General features: G+C 47.4%; 19 protein-coding genes. 10 read left to right on the plus strand and 9 right to left on the minus strand.

Features of this window, described 5'->3' with window-relative positions; genetic code table 11:
• Position 1: 1 nt before the first annotated feature.
• The 3 genes from AABA11_RS15985 to AABA11_RS15995 all read right to left on the minus strand — a co-directional run bounded on the left by AABA11_RS15985 (position 2) and on the right by AABA11_RS15995 (position 3,900).
• Positions 2-1,012, minus strand: a complete 1,011-nt coding sequence (locus AABA11_RS15985; RefSeq protein WP_265728180.1) for a carbohydrate ABC transporter permease — start codon at positions 1,010-1,012, stop codon at positions 2-4.
• Between the two features lie 116 nt (positions 1,013-1,128).
• Entirely contained in the window at positions 1,129-2,481 is a 1,353-nt protein-coding gene (locus AABA11_RS15990) for an ABC transporter substrate-binding protein (RefSeq protein WP_265728179.1), read from the minus strand.
• A gap of 447 nt (positions 2,482-2,928) precedes the next feature.
• Complete coding sequence (locus tag AABA11_RS15995) at positions 2,929-3,900, minus strand: carbohydrate kinase family protein (RefSeq protein ID WP_338269418.1); 972 nt, start codon at positions 3,898-3,900, stop codon at positions 2,929-2,931.
• Positions 3,901-4,111: 211 nt separating this feature from the next.
• Here AABA11_RS15995 and AABA11_RS16000 point away from each other — a divergent pair, with 211 nt between their 5' ends.
• The 7 genes from AABA11_RS16000 to ushA all read left to right on the plus strand — a co-directional run bounded on the left by AABA11_RS16000 (position 4,112) and on the right by ushA (position 12,834).
• On the plus strand, positions 4,112-4,846 hold the full coding sequence (locus tag AABA11_RS16000; RefSeq protein WP_265728177.1) for a response regulator: 735 nt from the start codon (positions 4,112-4,114) through the stop codon (positions 4,844-4,846).
• The gene (locus tag AABA11_RS16005; RefSeq protein ID WP_338269420.1) at positions 4,836-6,314 is read left to right on the plus strand and encodes an ATP-binding protein; all 1,479 of its coding nucleotides are present in this window, start codon (positions 4,836-4,838) and stop codon (positions 6,312-6,314) included. The genes AABA11_RS16000 and AABA11_RS16005 overlap by 11 nt, the downstream gene beginning before the upstream one ends.
• Positions 6,315-6,566: 252 nt before the next feature.
• Positions 6,567-7,814 (plus strand): ABC transporter substrate-binding protein, encoded by a 1,248-nt coding sequence (locus AABA11_RS16010; RefSeq protein ID WP_338269422.1) that lies wholly within the window; start codon positions 6,567-6,569, stop codon positions 7,812-7,814.
• 145 nt (positions 7,815-7,959) lie between these two features.
• Positions 7,960-8,889: a carbohydrate ABC transporter permease gene (locus AABA11_RS16015; RefSeq protein WP_338269424.1), complete on the plus strand. Its 930-nt coding sequence runs from the start codon at positions 7,960-7,962 to the stop codon at positions 8,887-8,889.
• Complete coding sequence (locus AABA11_RS16020; protein ID WP_338269425.1) at positions 8,882-9,766, plus strand: carbohydrate ABC transporter permease; 885 nt, start codon at positions 8,882-8,884, stop codon at positions 9,764-9,766. Before AABA11_RS16015 ends, AABA11_RS16020 begins: the two co-directional genes overlap by 8 nt.
• A gap of 100 nt (positions 9,767-9,866) precedes the next feature.
• Entirely contained in the window at positions 9,867-10,976 is a 1,110-nt protein-coding gene (locus AABA11_RS16025) for an ABC transporter ATP-binding protein (RefSeq protein WP_338269426.1), read from the plus strand.
• 250 nt (positions 10,977-11,226) lie between these two features.
• Positions 11,227-12,834 carry a bifunctional UDP-sugar hydrolase/5'-nucleotidase UshA gene (ushA, locus tag AABA11_RS16030; RefSeq protein ID WP_338269428.1) on the plus strand — a complete coding sequence of 536 codons (1,608 nt, stop codon included), beginning with the start codon at positions 11,227-11,229 and terminating at the stop codon, positions 12,832-12,834.
• An 82-nt stretch (positions 12,835-12,916) separates the two neighbouring features.
• Here ushA and AABA11_RS16035 read toward each other — a convergent pair whose 3' ends face one another.
• The 4 genes from AABA11_RS16035 to rph form a co-directional block, all read right to left on the minus strand.
• Positions 12,917-13,447: a hypothetical protein gene (locus AABA11_RS16035; RefSeq protein ID WP_338269430.1), complete on the minus strand. Its 531-nt coding sequence runs from the start codon at positions 13,445-13,447 to the stop codon at positions 12,917-12,919.
• 106 nt (positions 13,448-13,553) lie between these two features.
• Complete coding sequence (locus AABA11_RS16040) at positions 13,554-15,968, minus strand: putative bifunctional diguanylate cyclase/phosphodiesterase (RefSeq protein ID WP_265727489.1); 2,415 nt, start codon at positions 15,966-15,968, stop codon at positions 13,554-13,556.
• A 21-nt stretch (positions 15,969-15,989) separates the two neighbouring features.
• Positions 15,990-16,781 (minus strand): substrate-binding periplasmic protein, encoded by a 792-nt coding sequence (locus AABA11_RS16045; RefSeq protein ID WP_338269432.1) that lies wholly within the window; start codon positions 16,779-16,781, stop codon positions 15,990-15,992.
• A 151-nt stretch (positions 16,782-16,932) separates the two neighbouring features.
• The gene (gene rph / locus AABA11_RS16050; protein WP_265727487.1) at positions 16,933-17,652 is read right to left on the minus strand and encodes a ribonuclease PH; all 720 of its coding nucleotides are present in this window, start codon (positions 17,650-17,652) and stop codon (positions 16,933-16,935) included.
• 227 nt (positions 17,653-17,879) lie between these two features.
• Between rph and AABA11_RS16055 the strand changes: the two genes are divergently transcribed.
• The 3 genes from AABA11_RS16055 to AABA11_RS16065 all read left to right on the plus strand — a co-directional run bounded on the left by AABA11_RS16055 (position 17,880) and on the right by AABA11_RS16065 (position 20,652).
• Positions 17,880-18,746: a YicC/YloC family endoribonuclease gene (locus tag AABA11_RS16055; protein ID WP_338269435.1), complete on the plus strand. Its 867-nt coding sequence runs from the start codon at positions 17,880-17,882 to the stop codon at positions 18,744-18,746.
• Positions 18,747-19,061: 315 nt separating this feature from the next.
• Positions 19,062-20,312: a tyrosine-type recombinase/integrase gene (locus tag AABA11_RS16060; RefSeq protein ID WP_338269438.1), complete on the plus strand. Its 1,251-nt coding sequence runs from the start codon at positions 19,062-19,064 to the stop codon at positions 20,310-20,312.
• Position 20,313: 1 nt separating this feature from the next.
• A complete protein-coding gene (locus AABA11_RS16065; protein WP_338269440.1) occupies positions 20,314-20,652 on the plus strand; it encodes a hypothetical protein in 339 nt (112 codons plus the stop codon).
• A gap of 221 nt (positions 20,653-20,873) precedes the next feature.
• Here AABA11_RS16065 and AABA11_RS16070 read toward each other — a convergent pair whose 3' ends face one another.
• Positions 20,874-22,103: a type II toxin-antitoxin system HipA family toxin gene (locus AABA11_RS16070; protein ID WP_338269442.1), complete on the minus strand. Its 1,230-nt coding sequence runs from the start codon at positions 22,101-22,103 to the stop codon at positions 20,874-20,876.
• Positions 22,096-22,416 carry a helix-turn-helix domain-containing protein gene (locus AABA11_RS16075; protein ID WP_092593979.1) on the minus strand — a complete coding sequence of 107 codons (321 nt, stop codon included), beginning with the start codon at positions 22,414-22,416 and terminating at the stop codon, positions 22,096-22,098. The genes AABA11_RS16070 and AABA11_RS16075 overlap by 8 nt, the downstream gene beginning before the upstream one ends.
• Between the last annotated feature and the right edge of the window lie 97 nt (positions 22,417-22,513).

The following is a 22,513-nucleotide window of genomic DNA, read 5'->3' on the forward strand; positions in this document are numbered from 1 at the left end:
ATTAACGCCCCTCCATTTCTGCGTTCGCACGCTTTATATTCCAAATCATAATCGGGATAACCAACACCATAATCACAATCGCCACCACCGCGCCACGACCAAAGTCGCCGCCGCCGCGGAACATCCAATCAAACATCTGATTTGCCAGCACTTGCGTGTCCCATTGGCCATTGGTCATCGCCAACACAATATCAAACACCTTCAGCACCAGAATGGTGATCGTTGTCCAAACAACCGCAATGGTTCCCCAAATTTGCGGCACCATGATTTTGAAGAAAATCTGCACGCCATTGGCGCCATCTAGCACAGCGGCCTCGATGGTTTCATCTGGAATACCACGCAACGCCGCTGACAAAATCACCATCGCAAAACCGGTTTGAATCCAGATCAAAATAATCATCAAAAAGAAATTGTTCCAAAAAGGAATGGTGATCCAGTTCTGTGGTTCTCCACCAAAAAAGACGACAACGGCATTCAACAAACCAATTTGTGCATCGCCGCCGCTGCGAAAATCGTAAATGAATTTCCAGATAACCGACGCACCAATAAAGGAAATGGCCATCGGCATAAAAATCAGACTTTTGGCAATATTGCCCCACCAAATGCGGTCGGTCATGGTCGCGATTACCAGACCAAAAAACGTCGCCGCCGTCGGCACCACAATCAGCCACAACATATTGTTGCGGAAGGATTCAAAGAACTCATCGCTGCCAAACAACCACACGTAGTTAGAAACGCCCACAAACTCATCGCCACTGCGGTCAAAGAAAGACAAACGAATAGAATCGATCACCGGATAAAAAAGATAAAACGTCAGCAACAACACCGCAGGCCCTAAAAACAACCAAGGACGAATGGTATTGGTGATTCTTAGGTTTCGAGCGATTTGTTGGGCGGGTCCATTCTTGGTGGGAAAGATTTTATCCAACAAGATGTTTGAACCATAGAAATACACAGCACACCCTAGTACACCCAAAATCATGGTCACTAACGCGGAAGCGAGCTGAGCCATAAGCACTCCAAAATACATCGAATAGACAGATCAACCACAGGGTCATCGGTTGTGGTTGAACGACAAAGAAGAAAGCCCCTAAGCGAGCGTCCGCATTAGAGGCTTATTGAACAAAGTTACTTCAACGCATCCCATGTTTTCTGGATGTCATGAGCAACTTCTTTTGCGTCTTTACCGCCGGTGTAATCCACCATGCCAGTCCAGAAAGAACCCGCGCCGATCTTGCCTGGCATCAAGTCCGATCCATCAAAACGGAACGTCGTCGCATAGCGTAAGATTTCACCTTGCTTCTTCGCAGCCTCGCTGGAATACACTTCAGGATTGGCTTTCAAATGAGCCGAAATAAAGCCCGTTTGCGCCATCCACAATTCATGAGCGATCGGCGAGCGAATAAAATCGATAAACGCACGGGCGCCTTTTGAATCATTGGTGATGCTGACCAAGGTGCCCGCACCCAATACCGGATTACCCAATTTTTTCGATTCGTACGATGGGAAATAGAAGAAATCCGCATCTAAGCCCAATTTCGTGCCTTCTGGAAAAAACGCAGGAATGAACGACGCTTGGCGATGCAAATAACACTTAGGTGGTGATTGGAACAAGCCTTTTGGACTGTCACGGAAATCCGTTGACGCCACCGCGCCCGCACCACCGTCAACGTATTCGTCATTGCGGGCGAACCAGCCAAACTCCTCAATCGCATTCACAATGCGTGGGTCATCAAACTTGATCTCGTTGCTCACCCATTTGTCGTACACCGACGCTGGCTGAGTACGCAACAATAGATCTTCTACCCAATCCGTTGCCGGCCAACCCGTCGCTGCGCCGGAGCCCAAACCGATACACCAAGGCGTGCCACCGTCAGCGACGATCTGTTCCGTCAATGCTTTTAAGTCTTCCATGGTTTCAGGCACGTCATAACCCGCATCCGCAAAGTTATCTGGTGAATACCACACCAAGGATTTCAAATCGGCACGATAGAACACACCGTAAAACTCTTTTTGGCCTTTTTGGTTTTTAAACGTTGCAAGATCAACCCACGATTGACCCGCGGCATAATCGCTCACCACGGCTTTCTTCACAGTATCGTTAAGCGGTGTAATGAAACCTTTTGCCGCCAAATCCGCCGCTAAACCCGGTTGTGGAAAAACCGAAATGTTGGGGGCGCTGCCAGCTTGAGCATCAATTACGATTTGCTGTTCAAAGGAATCCGACCCTGCGTAATTGACTTTTGCGCCAGTGGCTTTTTCGAAATAAGCAACCACACGCTCAAAGTTGCCTTTTTCATCGCCCATCCAAGGACCAAAAACAGAAATGGTTTCGCCAGAGAGGTTAGTGGATTTTAAGGCGTCATAGCTGCTCCAACTAAAACGAGCATCTTCACCGGGTTTGAACATGAGGTCAGCTGCATGAACAGCACTTGCGGACAGAGTCAGGGCTACCGCCACAGACAATAGAGACTTTTTCATCATAGCTCCTTACAGGCTGGCTCGGGACTCCCCTAGCATGCCTTTGTTGTTATTATCGAAGGTCGAAACTCACTAAATATGTCTTCTATAAGGATTAAGAAGGAATTTGATTATTAACAAACAAAACCCGTGCTTCAAGCACTTAGCGTCCTTAATATTGACTTAATTATTTGCTAAATTTAGTTGGTTTCTGAGAAAACGCGAATTTAATCCATTCTCAATACGCTGTATAAAAAACGAACGATATCGGTTTTTTTATGAGATTTCAGCAGGTTAATGATCAAAATGCGGTGACTCTGTGCTGTTTTTATCCTCGTTTTTTGCTTATTTACTCACCTAATTACGGACATAAAAAAAGCGTGGCCATGCCACGCTTCATCACGAGAGAGTTCTTTTTTAACCGTCTCTTAACCGTTTAACCAATCGGCCATTAACGCGATATAGAATTTAAAACCGACCCAATTGCGCTTCTGCCTCAGCCAGCGAAGGCAAAGAAGGGTAAGCGCCTAATTTGGTTACAGAATCTGCACCACAAGCCGCGGCAAATCGCACCACGTCCACCAGCTGAGACTGAGACAGTGTCGTTAACGCAGCACGATCTCCCCCCTGCTCCGCCAGCTTATAAAGCAAACCACCCACAAACGCATCGCCCGCGGCAGTCGTGTCTTTTACCTCAACTTTTGGCGTCACAACCTGGTTTTCACCATGGGCCTGTGTGTAAAAGCGAATCGGGTTGCCACCGTCCGTTAAAACGAACAAGGTTACGCCCGCAGCCAGTGATTCTTGGATCAAGACGAATGGGTCTTCCGCCAACACGGCCAATTCTTCTAAGCTGGCTTTCACCACATCACCACTTTGCATCCAATCAATCACGCGTTTGGTGTCCACTTGACCATTAGGCCAAAGGTTCATGCGCAAATTCACATCAATACTCACAATCCAGTTCGCTGCACGCGCCATGCTCACACCCGCCAACGTCGCTTTCGTGATGTCTGCGTCGGTCAGTGTATTGGAACACGTGTGAAACACACCTTGGCTGCCAGCGAACCAGGTCGCATCAAAATCACTTTCACGGAACAAAATATCCGCGGAAGGGCTGCGATAAAACTCAAAACTACGCTCGCCAGTGTGATCTAAGCTCACAAACGCCAATGCGGTTTTGGCTTCTTTGGTCATCAACATAGCACCCGTGTTCACACCGTAGCTGTCTAGTGAATCCTTCAAAAAGTGGCCGAATGCGTCCTCACCGACTTGCCCAACAAAGTGACTGTTTCCGCCTAAGCGAGCAACCGCAACCGCGACATTCGCCGGCGCGCCACCAGGAAATTTTGTAAAGGATTCAAGCTCTCCTGCTTTGGTTGCTCCATTGGAAAGAAAATCGATTAAGGCTTCACCGAACGCCATCACTTTTGTTGTCATTATTGTGTTCTCTTTTGAATACTCGAAAAAAATAAGGGTAGATGAAAAATTATGCAGGGGGAAAAACTTTAAATCAATTTAATTTATTTAATTGACGATGCGCCGCAAGCACCTATCAACGTTGGTTCGATCTGACTTTCTTGCTAGACTCAAGGCTTGTAGACCCTCGTTTTAACCGAAATCAGACATTAACCTGCCACTGAGTAAGAGAATGACCCACGCAAAATGTATCTATGTTGTAGACGATGACGACGAGATTCGCACCCTGCTCAAAACTTACTTAGAAAAGCATCAATTCACCGTGCTGACGGCCGATTCTGGCGAAGCCTTCTTAGCCGATGTAAAAAATCACTCAGACATTGATTTGGTCATTTTAGACATCATGCTGCCCGGCCAAGACGGCTTCTCAGTATGTCGTTCCTTGCGCGCCCATTCTCAAGTTCCAGTGATTATGCTCACGGCGAACTCCGATGAAATGGACCGCATTATTGGCTTAGAAATTGGCGCCGATGATTACCTTGCGAAGCCTTTTAATCCACGAGAATTGCTAGCTCGAATCAAGGCGATTTTACGACGTATGGAACACAGCGAGGTTGTCGAAATGTCGCCAGTTACGCATCGTTTTTACCGCTTCGCACAATTTACTCTCGATACCTTGTCCAGAGAGTTGCACTTCGGTGACGACAAAGAGTCCTTATCAGGGGCCGATTACAATTTGCTCATGTTGTTTTTAACGCACCCTGGTGCCGTACTCTCGCGGGAACTCATCGCAGAAAACACGCGGGGGCGCGACAGCGCTCCGCTTGACCGTTTTATTGACGTGCATGTCAGCCGCTTGCGCCAACGCTTGCATGAAGACGCCCGTCAACCGCAATTAATCAAAACCATTCGCGGCCAAGGTTACATCCTAACCGCCAATGTCGAAGTCATTAGCGATGTCCAGTAACACGGCTCAGAGCAAAAGCTCGCGCATCAAGCGCTGGTCTCAGTCTCTGACCGGGCAAATTCTGATCATCATGGCGCTGGGTGTGGCCAGCGCGCAATTCGTCAGTTCAACCATTTGGCTGCGCCAATTGGAATCGGACACCGAAGAAAACGTTCGTGAAGTGTCAAAACACATGGCGTTTCGAATCGCGGCAACGGTCAGTTATTTCACCTCCCTCCCAACCAATTATCGACACATCGTCATTGATCAATTACAAGACATGGGGGGCACACGCTTCTTTGTGACGCTAAACAAAGAAGAAATTAACATCAACAACATCCCAGATTCGCCTCTCAAAGACATCGTTAAAAACGAAGTGCAATCCACGCTGATCAAACAACTGGGTATTCATAACGCCAATATTGCGTTTTCCAACCCAGACGACCTGCATGTCATCAACAACCACACTCGGCTAGTAGACTTACCGGAGCGTTGGGGGCATCACAGCTTATTAGTCAAACCGTTAACGCCGCCCATCATCGTGATCCAGATTCCCATCAACGACAAAGATTGGTTGTATTTAGCAAGCCTTATGCCAGACCCTTATTTTCTGGACGGCAATTCTGCGCTTACCGGTGATCGCCTCTTTTCCATGGCAATGTCGGTCATTACCGTGTTGTTGCTGAGCATAGTGATTTTGCGCCGTGTTACCCGGCCTTTAGCCACCTTGGCACGCGCCGCAGAACGTTTTGGTCAGGGTGATTGGAAACCCATCAAAGAAGTCGGCAGCGTAGAAGTACGTAATACCGCCAAAGCATTCAATGACATGCAACGCCGCATTCAACGCTATCTCAATGACCGAGAGCGACTGTTCGCGTCAATTTCACACGACCTCAAAACCCCGATAACCCGTTTGCGATTGCGTGCCGAAATGCTCGATGAAGACGACATCCGCGACGCGATGATTCGGGATTTAGAAGACCTAGACATGTTGGTAAAAGGCGCACTGCAAAGCGTAAAAGAAACCGATATTCACGAAAATCGTATCGAAGTGAACATATCTAGAATGTTGCGGGATATGCAAACAACCGCCAATTTACACGACGTTAAACTCACCGTGGTTGGGGAGTTAAACCACCCTTTCATCGGCAAACCGCTGGCGATTAAACGCTGTCTTGGCAACTTAGTCGACAACGCCTTGTACTATGGAAAAACGGCCACCGTGTACATTGAAGATGACGAAGACGACGTCTGTATTCGCATCTGTGACCAAGGTCCAGGCATCCCCATCGATAAAATGGACAAGGTATTTCAACCCTACACTCGTCTTACCCCAGACCATTCCGGCCACCCTGGAGGTATGGGGTTGGGGCTTAGTATCGCGCGCAATATTGCGCGAGCACATGGTGGCGAGGTGACATTAAGTAACCATATGCAGCAAGGTATACAACAAGGTCTCGAAGCCAAACTTTGGCTACCAAGACACTGATTTATTTACATTTTTGTGCAAATTTCATGGAAGAACAGAGCAATAAATTCGACTCAGAACGGCAACCTTGCAAGACTTTGTTACATTAGGTTGCTCTATTTTACCCTCCCTTGTCAGATCCTTTGCTAAATTCAGTAACTCGAACGTGCGTTTTGGCTGACATCAGACAGTCAGCGCCGTCGATACAAAAACGCCATATCAAAACATGTTTGTATTTGATTAGACGACATAACAATAACAAAGGTTACTATCATGAAAAAAATTGCTTTCGGTTTAACCACAGTTGCACTTTCTCTAGCCGCTGCTACCGCCCAGGCTGGTGAAGTAGAAGTTTTGCATTGGTGGACATCAGGTGGCGAAGCCGCTGCGATCAATGTACTTAAAGAAGAAATGGTAGACGCTGGCCACACTTGGAAAGACTTCGCAGTCGCTGGTGGCGGTGGTGAATCTGCTATGACCGTTCTGAAATCTCGCGCCATTGCTGGCAATCCTCCTTCCGCTGCTCAAATCAAAGGCCCAACTATTCAAGAATGGGGCGATCTTGGTTTCCTAACAAATCTTGATGATGTGGCAAAAGCAGGCGATTGGGATGTCATTCTTCCTCAAGTCGTTAGCAATGTTATGAAATACGATGGCCATTACGTGGCGGCTCCAGTGAACGTTCACCGTGTAAACTGGATGTGGGCAAACCCAGAAGTATTCCGTAAGTCTGGCGCGTCTATCCCAACAACATGGGATCAGTTCATCGTTGAAGCGAAAAAAATCAAAGCCGCTGGCTTCACACCACTTGCACACGGTGGTCAAGCTTGGCAAGACGCTACGTTATTCGAAGCCATTGCGTTGTCTAAAGGCTCTAAGTTCTACAACAGCGCGTTCATCGGTTTGTCTGACAAAACATTGCGTAGCCAAGACATGATCGACGTGTTCGATACATTCAAGCAAATGCGTGAATTCGTTGACCCAGGTTTCTCTGGCCGTGATTGGAACATCGCAACGTCTATGGTTATCAATGGTGATGCAGCAATGCAAATCATGGGTGACTGGGCGAAAGGCGAGTTTACTGCAGCGGGCAAAAAAGCAGGCGTAGATTACGTTTGTTACCCAGCACCAGGCACAAGCGGTTCTTTCACGTTCAACATCGACTCTCTAGCGATGTTTAAAGTAGACGGCAAAGAAAAACAAGCAGCTCAAAAAGACCTTGCTCGTTTGATTCTTGAACCTAAGTTCCAAGAAACATTTAACTTGAACAAAGGTTCTATCCCGACTCGTCTAAACATGTCTCGTGACAAGTTTGACGCTTGTGCACAGTCTTCTATGGACGCGTTCCTAGCAAGCTCAACGACGGGCAATCTAGTGCCAAGTATGGCTCACGGCATGGCTGTGAACTCTATGGTTCAGGGCGCTATTTATGACGTAGTCACGAACTTCTTCAACGATGACAAAATGACATCTAAAGAAGCCGTAGACAAGCTAGCTCGTGCAGTAAAAGCAAGCATGTAAGATCACGTTTGCAAACCCAGTTTGCTAACAAGCATACGAGGCTGGTCTTCTGGCCAGCCTCCTCTTAAAATTTCTCAGAGACTGCCAATAAACGTCACAAGCACCGCCGTTTTGTCGCACTCTCTTCTATAGTGAAGCATCAAATATGAACACTAACGCCGCCAATTCTGGGTCAGGACAGACTCAGTCAGGACGTCCTGCACGCCTAAGCTTGGCCGATTGGATGCCGAAAATCGTTATGGCGCCAACGGTCATTGTGACCTTGGTGTGTATTTACGGCTACATGATTTGGACTGCCGTATTGTCTTTCACCAATTCTCGTATGTTGCCGTCTTACAACTTTGTCGGCTTTGAACAGTACGAGCGTCTATTTAACAACGATCGCTGGATCGTTGCCCTGACCAACCTTGGTATTTTTGGTGGTCTGTTTATTATTATCTGTTTGTTCCTTGGCGTTGTATTAGCCATTTTCTTGGATCAAAAGATTCGCGCAGAAGGCGCCATTCGTACTATTTATCTTTACCCAATGGCGATCTCTTTCATCGTAACGGGTACCGCTTGGAAATGGTTGCTTAACCCAACAAACGGCCTTGAAAAAATGATGGTCGACTTTGGTTTTGTTAATTTCAAATTCGATTGGCTGATCAACCCTGACATGGTGGTTTACTGTTTGGTCATCGCTGCGGTATGGCAGGCGTCAGGTTTCGTTATGGCCTTGTTCTTGGCCGGTCTACGCGGTGTCGATGGCGACTTGATCAAAGCAGCGCATTTGGATGGTGCCAGCACCTTTACAACGTACCGTCGCATCATTTTGCCATCACTGAAACCTGTTTTCTTCAGCGCCTTGGTGATTTTGTCTCACATCGCGATTAAGAGTTTTGACCTTGTGGCGGCGTTGACAAACGGTGGCCCTGGCTACTCTTCTGATTTACCAGCCAACTTCATGTATGCCCACACCTTTACTCGTAGCCAAATTGGCTTAGGTTCTGCGTCTGCCATGGTGATGTTGGGTTGCGTACTAGCGATTTTGGTTCCTTATTTGTACTCAGAATTACGAGGTGAACGCCATGAGTAATAACACTGTGGGTCGTAAAACCTCTGGTTTGGATAAAGTATTACGCATTGCTTTGTATACGGTTTTGATCGTGGCGGCGGCGTTTTACTTAATGCCCTTTATCGTTATGTTGTTGACGTCTTTAAAAGACGTAGAAGAAATTCGCACAGGCACCTTGTTGTCTTTGCCTTCTGCATTGCAATTCGACTCTTGGATAAAAGCATGGTCGGACGCGTGTACAGGCAGCAGCTGTGGCGGTATTTCACCTTACTTTATGAACTCGTTTCAAATCGTATTGCCTGCCGTTGCAATTTCTACATTACTTGGTGCCATCAACGGCTATGTTATTTCCCTATGGAAATTCCGTGGTAGCGATTTGTTCTTTGCTGCTTTGTTGGTCGGCTGTTTCATTCCTTTCCAAGTGATCTTGTTGCCAATGGCGCGCACTTTGGGCTGGTTGGGCATTGCCAATACCACAACAGGCTTAGTGTTCGTTCACGTGGTCTACGGTGTGGCTTTTACGACCTTGTTCTTCCGTAACTTTTACCAGTCGATTCCAGGTGAATTGGTGAAAGCGGCACGTCTAGACGGTGCAGGCTTCTTCACTATTTTCTACCGCATTATTTTGCCTGTATCGACGCCGATTATCGTCGTAACGATCATTTGGCAATTTACGCAAATTTGGAATGACTTCTTATTTGGTGTGGCTTTTTCTGGTTTTGATACACAGCCAGTCACGGTTGCCTTGAACAACTTGGTTAACACCAGCTTTGGTGGTAAGGAATACAACGTCGATATGGCCGCTGCCATTATCGCTGCCCTACCTACTTTGGCGGTTTATGTGTTCGCCGGAAAATACTTCGTCCGTGGCTTAACCGCTGGTGCTGTAAAAGGCTAAAAGCGCGTTTAAACAACCGTTTCGGCGGTCTAAAGAACAATAGCACTCGTGCCTTTACACAACACCGCACGGGTGATTAGACAAAATTTGGAGTAATAACATGGCAAACCTAGTCATTGATAATGTTAAAAAACGCTACGGCAACACAGAAATTTTAAAAGGCATTAATATTTCCATCAAAGCGGGTGAATTCCTGATTTTGGTGGGTCCGTCTGGCTGTGGTAAATCCACACTGATGAACTCGATTGCGGGTCTTGAAGACGTGACCGAAGGTCGCATTTTGATCGCGGACAATGACGTAACTTACACCAGTCCAAAAGACCGCGATATCGCGATGGTGTTCCAGTCTTATGCCTTGTACCCAAACATGAGCGTAGCGCAAAACATTTCGTTTGGTTTGGAAATGCGCAAAGTGCCGAAAGAAGAACGTGATGTAGAAGTACAACGCGTTGCAGAATTGCTGCAAATCAACCATTTGTTAGATCGCAAGCCAGCACAATTATCTGGTGGTCAGCGTCAACGTGTTGCCATGGGTCGAGCATTAGCGCGTCGCCCTCAGCTTTACTTGTTTGATGAGCCGCTGTCTAACCTAGACGCTAAATTGCGTGTAGAGATGCGTACAGAGATTAAAAAGCTGCACAAAAAATTAGGCACGACCATCGTTTATGTAACCCATGATCAGATCGAAGCCATGACACTCGCAGACCGCATTGCGGTCATGAAAGATGGCCAAGTTCAGCAGCTTGGAACACCACAAGAAATTTACGACAACCCAGCAAACTTGTTCGTGGCGGGCTTCATGGGCTCTCCAGCGATGAACTTCATTCCTGCGAAAGTGGTTGAGCAAGATGGCGCGCCAATGTTGGAACTGGCCACCAGCACCACCGTTGCTTTGCCATTCCCTAAACCAGAGTCGCTAAAAAACTACGTAGGCAAAACCGTTCTACTGGGCTTGCGTCCAGAAATGATCACCGAGCCTCAACCGCACAAAGAAGGGCAACCTTTTGTGACCACAACGGATGTAGAAGTAGAAGTAACAGAACCCATGGGTGCCGATACCATGATTTTGACGCGTGTTAACGACGCCGAAATCAACTGTCGTTCTAACCCAATGTACCCAGCCGAGCCAGGGTCTATCATCAAAATGATGTTTGATACTTCTAAGGCTGTTGTTTTTGATCAGGAATCGGGCAAACGCCTTGATGTCTAAACCGTTTTTTTCATAACGTTTTGGCTTTTGTAAGCAAGCCTGTGACGGAGACTTTCTCCATCACAGGCTTTTTTTTATCTCAAAATCGCATGATTTTGCACAAATGGTCAAAATTGTTACACCGTCTCTCGAACTTGTCATAAATATAAGATACATTTTGAGAACCGTAATCAAACAAATCACTCCATAGTGAGATTTGGTTATCCATAATCAAAGAACTGCTGACTAATATCATGTAAGGAAAGGAACCATGAAATTTACAACGCGTTTAATCACCAATCTTGCCGTAACGGGCGTCGCTCTTTCAGTGACGGCTTGTTCCATGATGGGGCCACAAAAGCCCGATTGGCAAGAAGACAAAGAATACCGAGTCACTATTTTGCACACCAATGACCACCACGGTCGTTTCTGGCAAAACAACAATGGCGAATACGGCATGGCCGCGCGTAAAACTCTGATCGATAACATTCGTGAAGAAGTCGCATTGGACAACGGTAATTCACTACTGCTGTCTGGCGGCGACATCAACACGGGCGTGCCAGAGTCGGACCTGCAAGACGCAGAGCCTGATTTTCGCGGTATGAACATGCTGAAATACGATGCGATGGCATTGGGTAACCATGAGTTCGACAACCCGCTTGATGTATTGCAAAAACAACAAGATTGGGCAGGTTTTCCATTCCTTTCTGCGAACATCTTGGATGCGAAAACCGGCAAGCCATTGTTTGACGCGTACAAAATATTCCAAGTGGATGACCTTAAAATCGCAGTGGTTGGCTTCACCACAGACGACACAGCGAAACTGGGTAATCCAGAGTTCCTAGAAGGCATCAAAATTGAGTCGCCCATTACGGTGGCGAAAACCTTGATTCCTGAATTACGCAAGAAAGCCGACCTTGTTGTGGCCGTGACGCACATGGGCCATTATCAAGATGGCAATTACGGTGGGAACGCGCCGGGCGATGTGACACTAGCACGCACCGTTCCGGGTATTGATGTGATTGTCGGTGGCCACTCGCAAAACCCTCTTTTCCAACCGGATGAGCAAAACGGCACATTGATTCTTCAAGCGCATGAATGGGGCAAATACGTTGGCCGTCTAGACTTTGTGTACAAAAACGGCGCGATTGTTTGGTCTGAGTACAAACTGATTCCAGTGAACTTGAAGAAAAAAATCACCAATGCAGACGGCAAATCTGAACGCGTCTTCATTGAAGAAGAAATTGCTCAAGACCCCACCATGCTTGCAATGCTAACGCCATTCCAAGAAAAAGGTCAGACTGAACTGAACGTAGAAATCGGTTTTTCAAACACGGACTTTATTGGCGATCGCAGCGTTGTTCGTAATCAAGAAACCAACCTAGGTAACCTGATTTCATTGGCAATGAAAAACAAAGTCAATGCAGACATCGGTGTAATGAACTCCGGTGGTATCCGTGACAATCTAGAAAAAGGCGTCGTGACGTATAAGAGCGTCTTGAAAGTACAGCCATTCGGTAACATGGTGTCTTACGTGGACTTCACTGCCGCTGAGCTAACGGACTACCTTTCTGTGGCGGCGGCAAAACAAGCCGGTACTGGCGCATTTGCTCAGTTCAGTGGTGTGTCTCTGACGCTGAAAGACGATAAAGCCACGAACATCATGGTGAATGGCAAGGCATTAGAAGCGGGTAAAACCTACCGCATTGCGATGAATAACTACACAGCGTCCGGCGGTGATGGCTACCCTAAAATTGTCGATCATCCAAACTACGTCAACTCAGGCTATGTGGATGCCGATGTGTTAGTGGAATACATCCAAAACAACTACCCGTTAGATGGCGCTAAATTCGCACCAACGGGTGCGGTAAAACGTTAATCGCTGTTTCCTAATCAGCAAATAAAAAAAGCCCCAGTAGATTTCTACTGGGGCTTTTTTGACTACAAACCAAATGGAAGGCTTACGGCTTTTTATAGGTTAGCGACCAGGTTAACGGCGTTGGTAGTTTTTCGGACTCTAACTTCACGGTGAACTGCAATTCGTTTTCACTAATTTGCTTCCATGTATTGGTCCGCTTACCTCGTTCTGAGGTGAGCACCACAACCACACCATCGCTCATAGACTGATACGTGCCAGAAATCTCAATCCCTTCATCGTCTTTTTTAATCACCTCTCCGTTGGCACTGGTTGGAATAACATCGGCTATGGCATCATCGCATTGCCATTGAAACTGCTCCGCTTGCCACCCTAATGACCATTGCTGACAAATCTGCGTTTGTTTTTTCAACACAGGTCGCGCCAAGGCACGGATAAAAAAATTCATCTCTTGCGCCACATTCTCGACGGCTTCATCTAACGTAGCTTGTGTGCTGCTCGCATCTTGCAACCGCCACTTTCCAGCCAACGTATTGCTGGATGCATTCGCCCCCGTACTCAGTGTCATCGACAACATAATGCCAGCACAAACACCCGCCCCAATCAGTCTATTCACCTTGCTTCTCCTTATTGTTATTGTGAATAAATAATCGCAGAGTCAAACAGGCTTGTAAGGCGCAAAAACGCGCACAATGACTGACATTTAGCGCCAAACGATGGTACTAGACCTTGTGAGGCGCCATAGGGAAAAGTGTGCTGTGGCTTAAATATTGTGTCGCGAGGTCGCTTTTTACCGGTTTCGAAAAGTAATATCCCTGAAAGCGCGCGCAGCCAATGGCTTCCAAAATGCCTTTTTCTGCATAACTTTCAACCCCTTCCGCCAATACCGACAAATTCATGTGGGCTGCCATGGAAACAATGGTGTTAATAATGACATGGCTGTTGGGATCGCTTGATAGATCACGCACAAAGGACTGGTCTATTTTGAGCTGATCAATGGGAAAATGTTGAAGATAGCGTAACGATGAATACCCCGTTCCAAAATCATCGATCGAAAAACGCACTTGTTGTTCTTTTAACAACCACATTTTTTCAGCCACTGAAGCGATGTTCTCCACCAGCATGCCTTCGGTGATTTCAAAGTCCAACAAGCTCGGGTCAACGTGCGTGTTATCAATCACCTCTTTCACCGTATCGACAAAGCTGTCTTTGGCGAATTGATACGGGCTGATGTTGATCGCAATGCCTCTAAAAGACAACGGCAAACCTTTTTCTTGCCAAACGGTTAACTGCCGACATGCCGTGTCCATGACCCAATACCCTATTTCCTCGATCATGCCCATTTCCTCAGCAATCGGGATAAAGCGATCGGGCGGAACCAAACCCAGCTCGTCATTGCTCCAACGCAACAAGACTTCAAAGCCAATCAGCAAGCCATTTTCATTCACCTGAGGCTGATACACCAAATACAGCTCATCGTTACTCACTGCGCTGTGGAGTGCTTTTTCCAGCAAGGCGCGTTCTGTGACTTGTTGCTGCATTTCTTGTCGGTAGAAACGATACCCGTTGCGGCCACTTTCTTTCGCTTCATACATCGCCGTGTCCGCTTGGCGCAAGACTTGAACGTCGTTCACACCATCCAAAGGAAACAAGCTAATGCCAATACTGGCCGAGATAAACAGATCGGTTTTTTCTAAATGATAGACCTGACAAAGCTGCGCCAGTAATGTTTCTACCAGCGTTGTTGCTCGCCCCCGAGCTTCCTCAGACGTGTTTCCAAAAGAAGGAATCAGCAAAACAAATTCATCGCCACCAATACGCACCGCCACGTCAGAAGCCGACAAGCAAGCGACAATGCGTTTCGCGGCTTCAATCAACAAGGCATCACCAACATGGTGTCCCATGGAATCATTTACATTTTTAAACCGATCCAAATCAATAAACAACAAACCACCAATATGACCATTATTGCGTGCCTCTTTGATGACTTGCCCCATATTCTGGTTGAGGTAGCGTCGATTCGGCAGTCCTGTCAGCGCATCGTAATACGCCAACACACGCACCTGTTCTTGGTCTTTTTTACGCTGCGTAATATCACGAAAAGACGCCAAGAAAAACAGCTCATGATCCAATCGAATGATGTTGCCGCACACTTCAACGGGAAAAGCCTCGCCATTGCTGCGGTGGTATTGTGCTTCAAAGACTTTTGCCTCACCCTGAGAATAATCCGCCCACTCTTTCAACAAACTGGGGGTTTGCTCGGGGTCGATGGCTTGAATGGATAACGTCAACAAGGTGCGATTGTCGTAGCCCAACAGGCGACATGTTTCACTGTTGCTGTCCAAGATTTGGCCTTTGAGATTGGTCAGTAACATACACTCGCTGGATTGATGCAACACCGCTTTAAAATACGCCTCGCTTTTAGCCAGCTCGGTTTCTACTTTTCTGCGTTTGTGCCAAAGCGCCGTAATGGTGCGAGCCAAAATACCCAATTCATCGTCGCGCGAAGTCAGGTTCAGCTGCACTTGCGTTGGGGCTTTATCGACATTTTCCAAAATACTCAATTGCTCAATCAAACGAGAAAGTGGCCGAGACGTCTGCACATAAAACAGCATCAACATAGCCGCCCCCAGCAACAATGCCGAAAATAGCGAGGTCAGGAGTAAGCGAATATTACGACGAAGAAAGCCATTTGCCAGCGCTACCCTGTCGATGGTGACCGTTAACATGCCTACTTGAAAATGAGCGTCGCGATACAGCGGCAAGGTAAAATTCGACGGCAGGTCACTAAAAAGCTGACTGGATAACCCTCGCAAGAAAACCGCGGGCAACGGCTGAAACGCGCTTGCTAACTCGTTCCCTAAGTCATCGTCCAATCTGGCCGTATGAAAATTGTTCGACTTCATGAGTCCTGTTAGAACTTTTTTAGCCAGATCTTCGTCCAACGAATACGCGGCTTCAGTGGCAGAGTCTTTGACAATCTGCAGTGTCGACAACACCTGCTTTTGAATGGTTTGCTTTTCTTCATGCCAATCCGCTACGATCTGAAAAACACTCATCAACAGACTGAGCAACAGCAATAACAACAAAGCCCATTTGGCCTGTTTATAAGAAAGTCGCTTGCGCAGTGCTAACATAATCCCTCACTTGTTTAGGTCTCAATGTCCCGATGAAAATCCATATCGCTGAAAAATGGCGTCTCGTTGTCCGCTCTTATCCAACACATCGAGCCCTTTGTTTAAAATATCGCGCCACTTTTCTGCATCAGGAAAAGCCTTGCTAAAACACACGTCATAATGATCTCGCCCTACGCCTTCAACATCGTAGAAGCTAAGCTGATCAAACACGCCCATGCGCTTCGACGCAAAAATGGCGCTGTCACGTTCCGTCATGAAAATATCTTGATTGCGCCGCAACACCACATTGATACCCTGATCCAACCCAGACACCAAAGAATATGGCAGCTTAGCCCCATTCAAAATATCCGACTGTGCCCAGCCATTCACCGCGGCGACATTGTATTTATGCAATAAAGCCAGTGTTGGGCTTTGGCCATCCAAATGCCCTCGACGCGTCACGAAGGCATTCGCAGAATCACTCAGATGATCAGAAAACAGCGCAAACTTGTCACGAACTGGTAATTGCCGACAAGACACCGCCCCCAGCACCAAACCGGCCTCAACATCACGCATAATGCGCTTCCAGGGCGTGAGTTCAATGCGCACTGTCACACCCTGCGTTGCGTAAGCGGCCCGTAAGACATCCACGTCAAAGCCGTACACATCACCCACGTCCCCAAAGCTCGCTGGGGCAGGCAGTACATTGGAATCAATAATGTGAGGTGGCAAATGTATCGTATGCAACACAATTTCTTCTGCGTGCGCCATCGTCCCAGACGCACACACAGGCAGCAAAACACCAGCAAACAACGCACGACGCACAGTTATCATTAAACCCTATCCGTAATTAAACACTTCGAGTAAACAGCACGCCCAAACACACTGGAGTCATCTGCAATAAACTGACCAAATTTTAACCACAAACCAAAAAAAATCCAGCCGTAGCCAGATTTTTATACAACATAGATTCGTATTGGATTGTTTATTTATTAAACAATGCAGCGCGCTGCGCTTCAATAATTTCCGCAATGCCTTTACGCGCCACAGCCAACATCCCCATCATGTGCTCATCGCTAAACGCCTCGCCTTCGGCCGTGCCTTGAATTTCGATGAAACCACCTTTGTCATTCATAATGACATTCATGTCCGTTTCGGCATTGGAATCTTCAGGGTAATCCAAATCCAATACTGGAACGCCTTTGTAAACGCCCACCGAAATCGCAGCAATTTGCGACACGATTGGATTCTCTTTGACTTTTTTGTTCTCAACCAAGACACGCATCGCGTCTGCCAAGGCAACAAAGCCGCCCGTAATCGACGCGGTACGCGTACCGCCATCAGCTTGAATCACATCACAGTCAATGGTGATGGTATTTTCGCCTAGCTTTTTAAGATCCACTGCCGCACGCAACGAACGACCAATCAAACGCTGAATCTCAACCGTACGGCCGCCTTGTTTACCACGAGCCGCTTCACGATCCATTCGATTGCCCGTAGAACGAGGCAACATACCGTATTCCGCTGTGATCCAACCTTGGCCCTTACCTTTTAAGAAACGAGGCACGCCAGAAACAACAGTCGCAGTACAAATAACCTTAGTATCGCCACACTCAATTAAAACGGAACCTTCCGCGTGCTTAGTAAAATTACGAGTGATTTTAAGGGGACGTAATTGATCTACTGCTCTACCGCTTGGACGCATACTTGCTCTCTCTATCGATTAACCATAAAGCCGCAATTATAACCAACCCGCACAAAATTGCGCCCCCAGCGATAGGAAAACATGACATTTAGCAAACCTGTCGAACCCCGCCTCGTTAGGCTACAATGTCGCCTTTGTTCTTCTCTGAGACCTTTTTTAACAAAGTATTGGCAAGCACAGTAATCGTGCACGGGTCTCTCTATTTATTTTTTATGTAGGTACTTAACATGACAGCAAGCATGACCGCCTTCTCACGCCAAGAAGCCGTATACGATTGGGGCACCATCAGCTGGGAAGTTCGCTCAGTGAATCAACGCTACCTAGAACCCAGCTTCCGTCTACCAGAAAACTTCCGCGAGCTAGAGTTTGCGTTTCGTGATGTGCTGCGTAAAAAATTGAATCGCGGCAAATTGGAGTGCCAACTGCGCTTCCAAGGCGTCGACAAAGCCGCCACCAACTTAACCATTAACCCAAGCAACGCCCAAGCCTTGGCAAACGCCATCGACACCCTCGGCACGTGGTTTAAAGACCTTGATCCAGCCAACCCGCTTGATCTCCTGAAATGGCCAGGCATCCTCAGCGACGAAGGTAGTGACTTTGACCTGATGAAAAAAGCCGTAGTGGAACTCTTTAACAAATCGGTCGACGAACTGATCCAAGTTCGCCTACGCGAAGGGGCACAGCTCAAAGACATCATCGAACAGCGCTTAGACGCCATCGATGCCATCGTCGTAGAAGTACAAGCCAAACTGCCAGAAATCATCGCCGCACAAAAACAAAACCTACTCGACAAACTCGACGCCGCTAAAGTCGACCTAGACCCAATGCGCGTCGAAGCCGAAATCGTCCTACTGGCACAAAAAGCCGACGTCGCCGAAGAACTGGATCGCCTCGCCACCCACACCAAAGAAGTCCGCCGTCAGCTACAACAAAAAGGCCCCATCGGCCGCCGTTTAGACTTTTTAATGCAAGAGCTTAACCGCGAAGCCAACACCCTATCGTCTAAGTCTATTGTGGTAGAAACAACGCAAAGCGCCGTGGAATTGAAAGTCTTGATTGAGCAAATGCGAGAACAGATCCAAAACATCGAATAGTTTTTTAACCCGTCCAAGAATGTCTTAAAAGCCCTGTTATTTGCTTGTAAATACAGGGCTTTTTTATTTCCACCGTCCAAATCGGTTTGCAGATGTCCGTTACCAACTACCTGTTTAGTGGTGGGCAGAATGGTGGGCAGCCCCCTCATTTTGGCTCAATAAGCGTTTTGCGGTGAGCAAATTGGTGAGCAGTAAGTTGCCCAATTTTCGCATTTAACTCGCCACCACAACAGGTTAGCTGCTGATTCAATAAGCAAATCGGTGGTGGGCAGCCATTATTGCCCCCTCCATTATTTCAGCAACTATGGAGTAAACATGGGAAAACTCACAGCAAAACAGGTTATTGCTTACAGCAAAGCCGACCCCAAAAAATATTCAGACGGTGAAGGCCTCTACTTTTGCGTCCGCAAACAGGGCTCGCCTTATTGGATGATCCGCTACACCACAGCCAAAGGAAGACGAGAAGCAACCTTGGGGCAATTTCCTTTAATGTCGTTGGCAGACGCTCGAATTGCCGCCGCTTATTTTCGAAAGGAAGTACGTGACGGCATAGATCCTCTTCTGGAAAAACAGAAAATCGAGTTACCTGACATTGAAACCGTGGATCAACTGTTCCATGACTGGTATCGAACCGATCTGAGTCGACGACTAAAGCATCCCAAGATCCCGTATCGGGTTTACACCAAAGACATAAGCCCTGTCATTGGCATTAAGTGTATTGCTGAGGTGACTGCACGTGACGTGCGCGAAGTATTAGAGCGCATTCGAGAAAGTAACCGCCCTACCATCGCCAACGATACCTTGATGTACATGAAGCAGCTGTTTCGACATGCGATAAAGCTCGACTTAACCCTGAACAACCCAGCCGCAGCATTTACCGTGGACGATGCCGGTGGCGTAGAGTCCAGTAAAGACAGGATGCTCAGCAAAGAGGAAATTCACTACGCTTTTAGCGTGTTTCATACCCATATCAATAGCTTTGGCCGCGACAACTACCTCGCTTGCTGCCTGTTTTTGGTGTTGGGCGTGCGCAAAAGCGAATTGTGTGAAGCCATGTGGCGTGAAATGGATTTAACCACGGGCGTGTGGGATCTACCCAAAGAACGCAGCAAAACCGGCGTGCCGATCAGCATCCCCTTACCGCGCCAAGCCATTGCTTGGTTTAACGAGTTGCAAATCCGCGCTTGTGGCTCGCCTTATGTTTTCCCAGCCAGACGAGCAAGCCATCGTCCGCATATGGGACCAGATACACTGAACCGTGCCATTTCTAAGCTGTTTGGTCGCGAGCCTGGGCGCAAAAAACAGCCACCCAATAAAATGGGCAAACTTGAACACTTCACCGTACACGATTTGCGCCGCACCTTTCGCAGCCTTGCTGCGTCTTTAGGCATTGCAGGCAACGTGGCCGAACGCTGTCTTAATCATAAGCTAAAAGGCGTTGAGGGCATCTACGACCGACACGATTACTTTGAAGAGCGCCGTATTGCCCATCAAACCGTGGCTGATGTGGTTGAACCACTGGTGAACTTTGAGCCCGCTTCACAGCACAACACAGGAGGACGTTAACATGCAACTGATGATGCGACTCGCCCCCATTACCTTTCCAATAGCCATGCTGGCAGGCCTTGGTTGGTGTATTGGCATTGCCCTACTCGAACAGCCTCATGGCATAGGCTACGCACTTACCCGGCATTGCCTGATGGTATTCGTGGTACTCGCTCCTTGGCTGACGTTAAAACTCACGTTCTACGTGATTGTCAGCCTAGGACGTAAACTGGGGATTATCCCGCCTGCACGCCCAACGTACAGTCTAAGTTATGAAGAATCGCTCTATTGGTTCAGAGTATTGGCGTTCTTCGATGGCAAACGCAGCCGTATGCCAAAAAAGCCAATCAGGCGAAATTAGCAAGCCCCCATTTGCTCACTTACTGTGGGCAGTTGGGACAATGGGGCAACACTTGATACCGCAAGCTTTAGAAGGTGAATAAGAGGAATTTAAACCGCCCCAAGGAATGGGGCAATCGGGGCTTGGATTAACAAAATAAGCCACCAAACAGACTTCTCAAACACAGCTTTCAAGCCACTATGGCCGACGCCTCTGCATTTTTGTACACGTCGGTTCTCATGTTAGCGTAACGGTATGCTTCGCAAGTGCGTATCTATGGCTTCAATCATCGACTTGGTAAGCGGTAAATGCGCTTTTTCTTTCGCCCAGATTTCATGAAAGCCTGCCACGGTTTGCTTGGCGGTATCTAACACCAATTTTTCTGGCAACATGGCTTTAGCGGCTAAGTGTGATAACTCATCCAGCGTGAAATCACTGAATTTCTTGCTACGGCTAACCTTTAACGACGCACTATCATCGGGGATATAGGGAATGGTCGAAACAAAGTCATAAGCGGGTGCTATCGATGCGGTGCGCTTGTCTTTGTAAATCACAGACCAGTTCTTCAAATGCATATCGGCATTGCCAATTAGGGTATTGAACACCAATCGACGGGTAAATTCTGCGATGTCCTCGTCTTGCCCTTCGATGCCGATAACCTGAGCAATATTGCGCATACTGGCTTTTTTGTACTTATCTTGAGGATAGACGCCAAACACTTGCGCAAAATCTTCAATATGTACGGCTTGCTCACCTGCACGATCAAAGCGCTTGATCACAAACGCCTGAGCATTTTTAAAAGCATCACCAAATTTACCAATACCATCTGGGATATTAGCAATCTGGTTAATCGGGAGTAACTGCGTTTCTGGCACGTCCATTCCCAGCATTCGAGCCAGTTCCATCATCGAATATTCATTTTCTGGCACAGCTTCAAAGCGAGACGACGGCAATTTCACAATCCAAGAGCCACCTTGACCGGTTGCTGGAATGGTCAAACCACCGTTTGCCTGTTGTACGGCTGAAAACTTCAACTGTACACCCGCTAATGAAAAACGCATTGGAACATCTATTTTCGTTTCTTCGTCAATGTCTTGATGCACATTAGGCGGTAGCGCTTCGCCATCAGCAGGTTCAACCGTGATCGCACCTGCTAAATCTTGTCCTAACACCCACAATAGAAAAAACTCCCGCGCTGGATTCACTCCGGCACGCTCTGCCAGGTAATGACGCATGGTTTCTTCTGGCAAAAGGTTAGAGAAAAACGGAGTTAACTTGGTTTGGGTCGGTTTAAAATTAGTCAGTAAGCCACCCAGTGCATCTTTAAAACCCAGCCCTAACACGGGCCGTGATTCATCATGAATGTACGAATCCATAAAGGCAAAAAGCGTTCTGTCATTGCCCACGTTGGTGATCGTTGCGATGGGTTCGCCATAGAGCAACACGTTGAGCGTAGAAACATGATTAGTCATCGTCGTCTTCCCCTAACTGATATGCCGGTGACATCTGCTCAGCTTCATCGCTGATACCGTTAATACCTTGGCTGCTTCGAATGATCGACTTGATGGCAGGAACTGACTTTTTAGGCGCAACCAATAGCTCTAGGTCGAGTACACGGGCAAGTGCAATTAAACTGGATATTCTTAAATCAACGCCGCCAGACTCGATTTTCGAAATATGACTTTGCGGCACCCCCGAACGCGCGCTTAGCTCTCTCTGGCTAAACCCCTTGCGTACCCGAGCTTCTCGAAGACTTTCTAGTATCTGCTCTGTTACATAGCTCATTTTGATACGCCTTAATGAATCAATTATGAATAATTATATACAAAAACATATCACCGCAATCCCACGAACACAAGAATGATTAGCTATTATGTATCAC

The organism is Marinomonas pontica (genome assembly GCF_036322735.1).
Lineage (GTDB): Bacteria > Pseudomonadota > Gammaproteobacteria > Pseudomonadales > Marinomonadaceae > Marinomonas > Marinomonas pontica.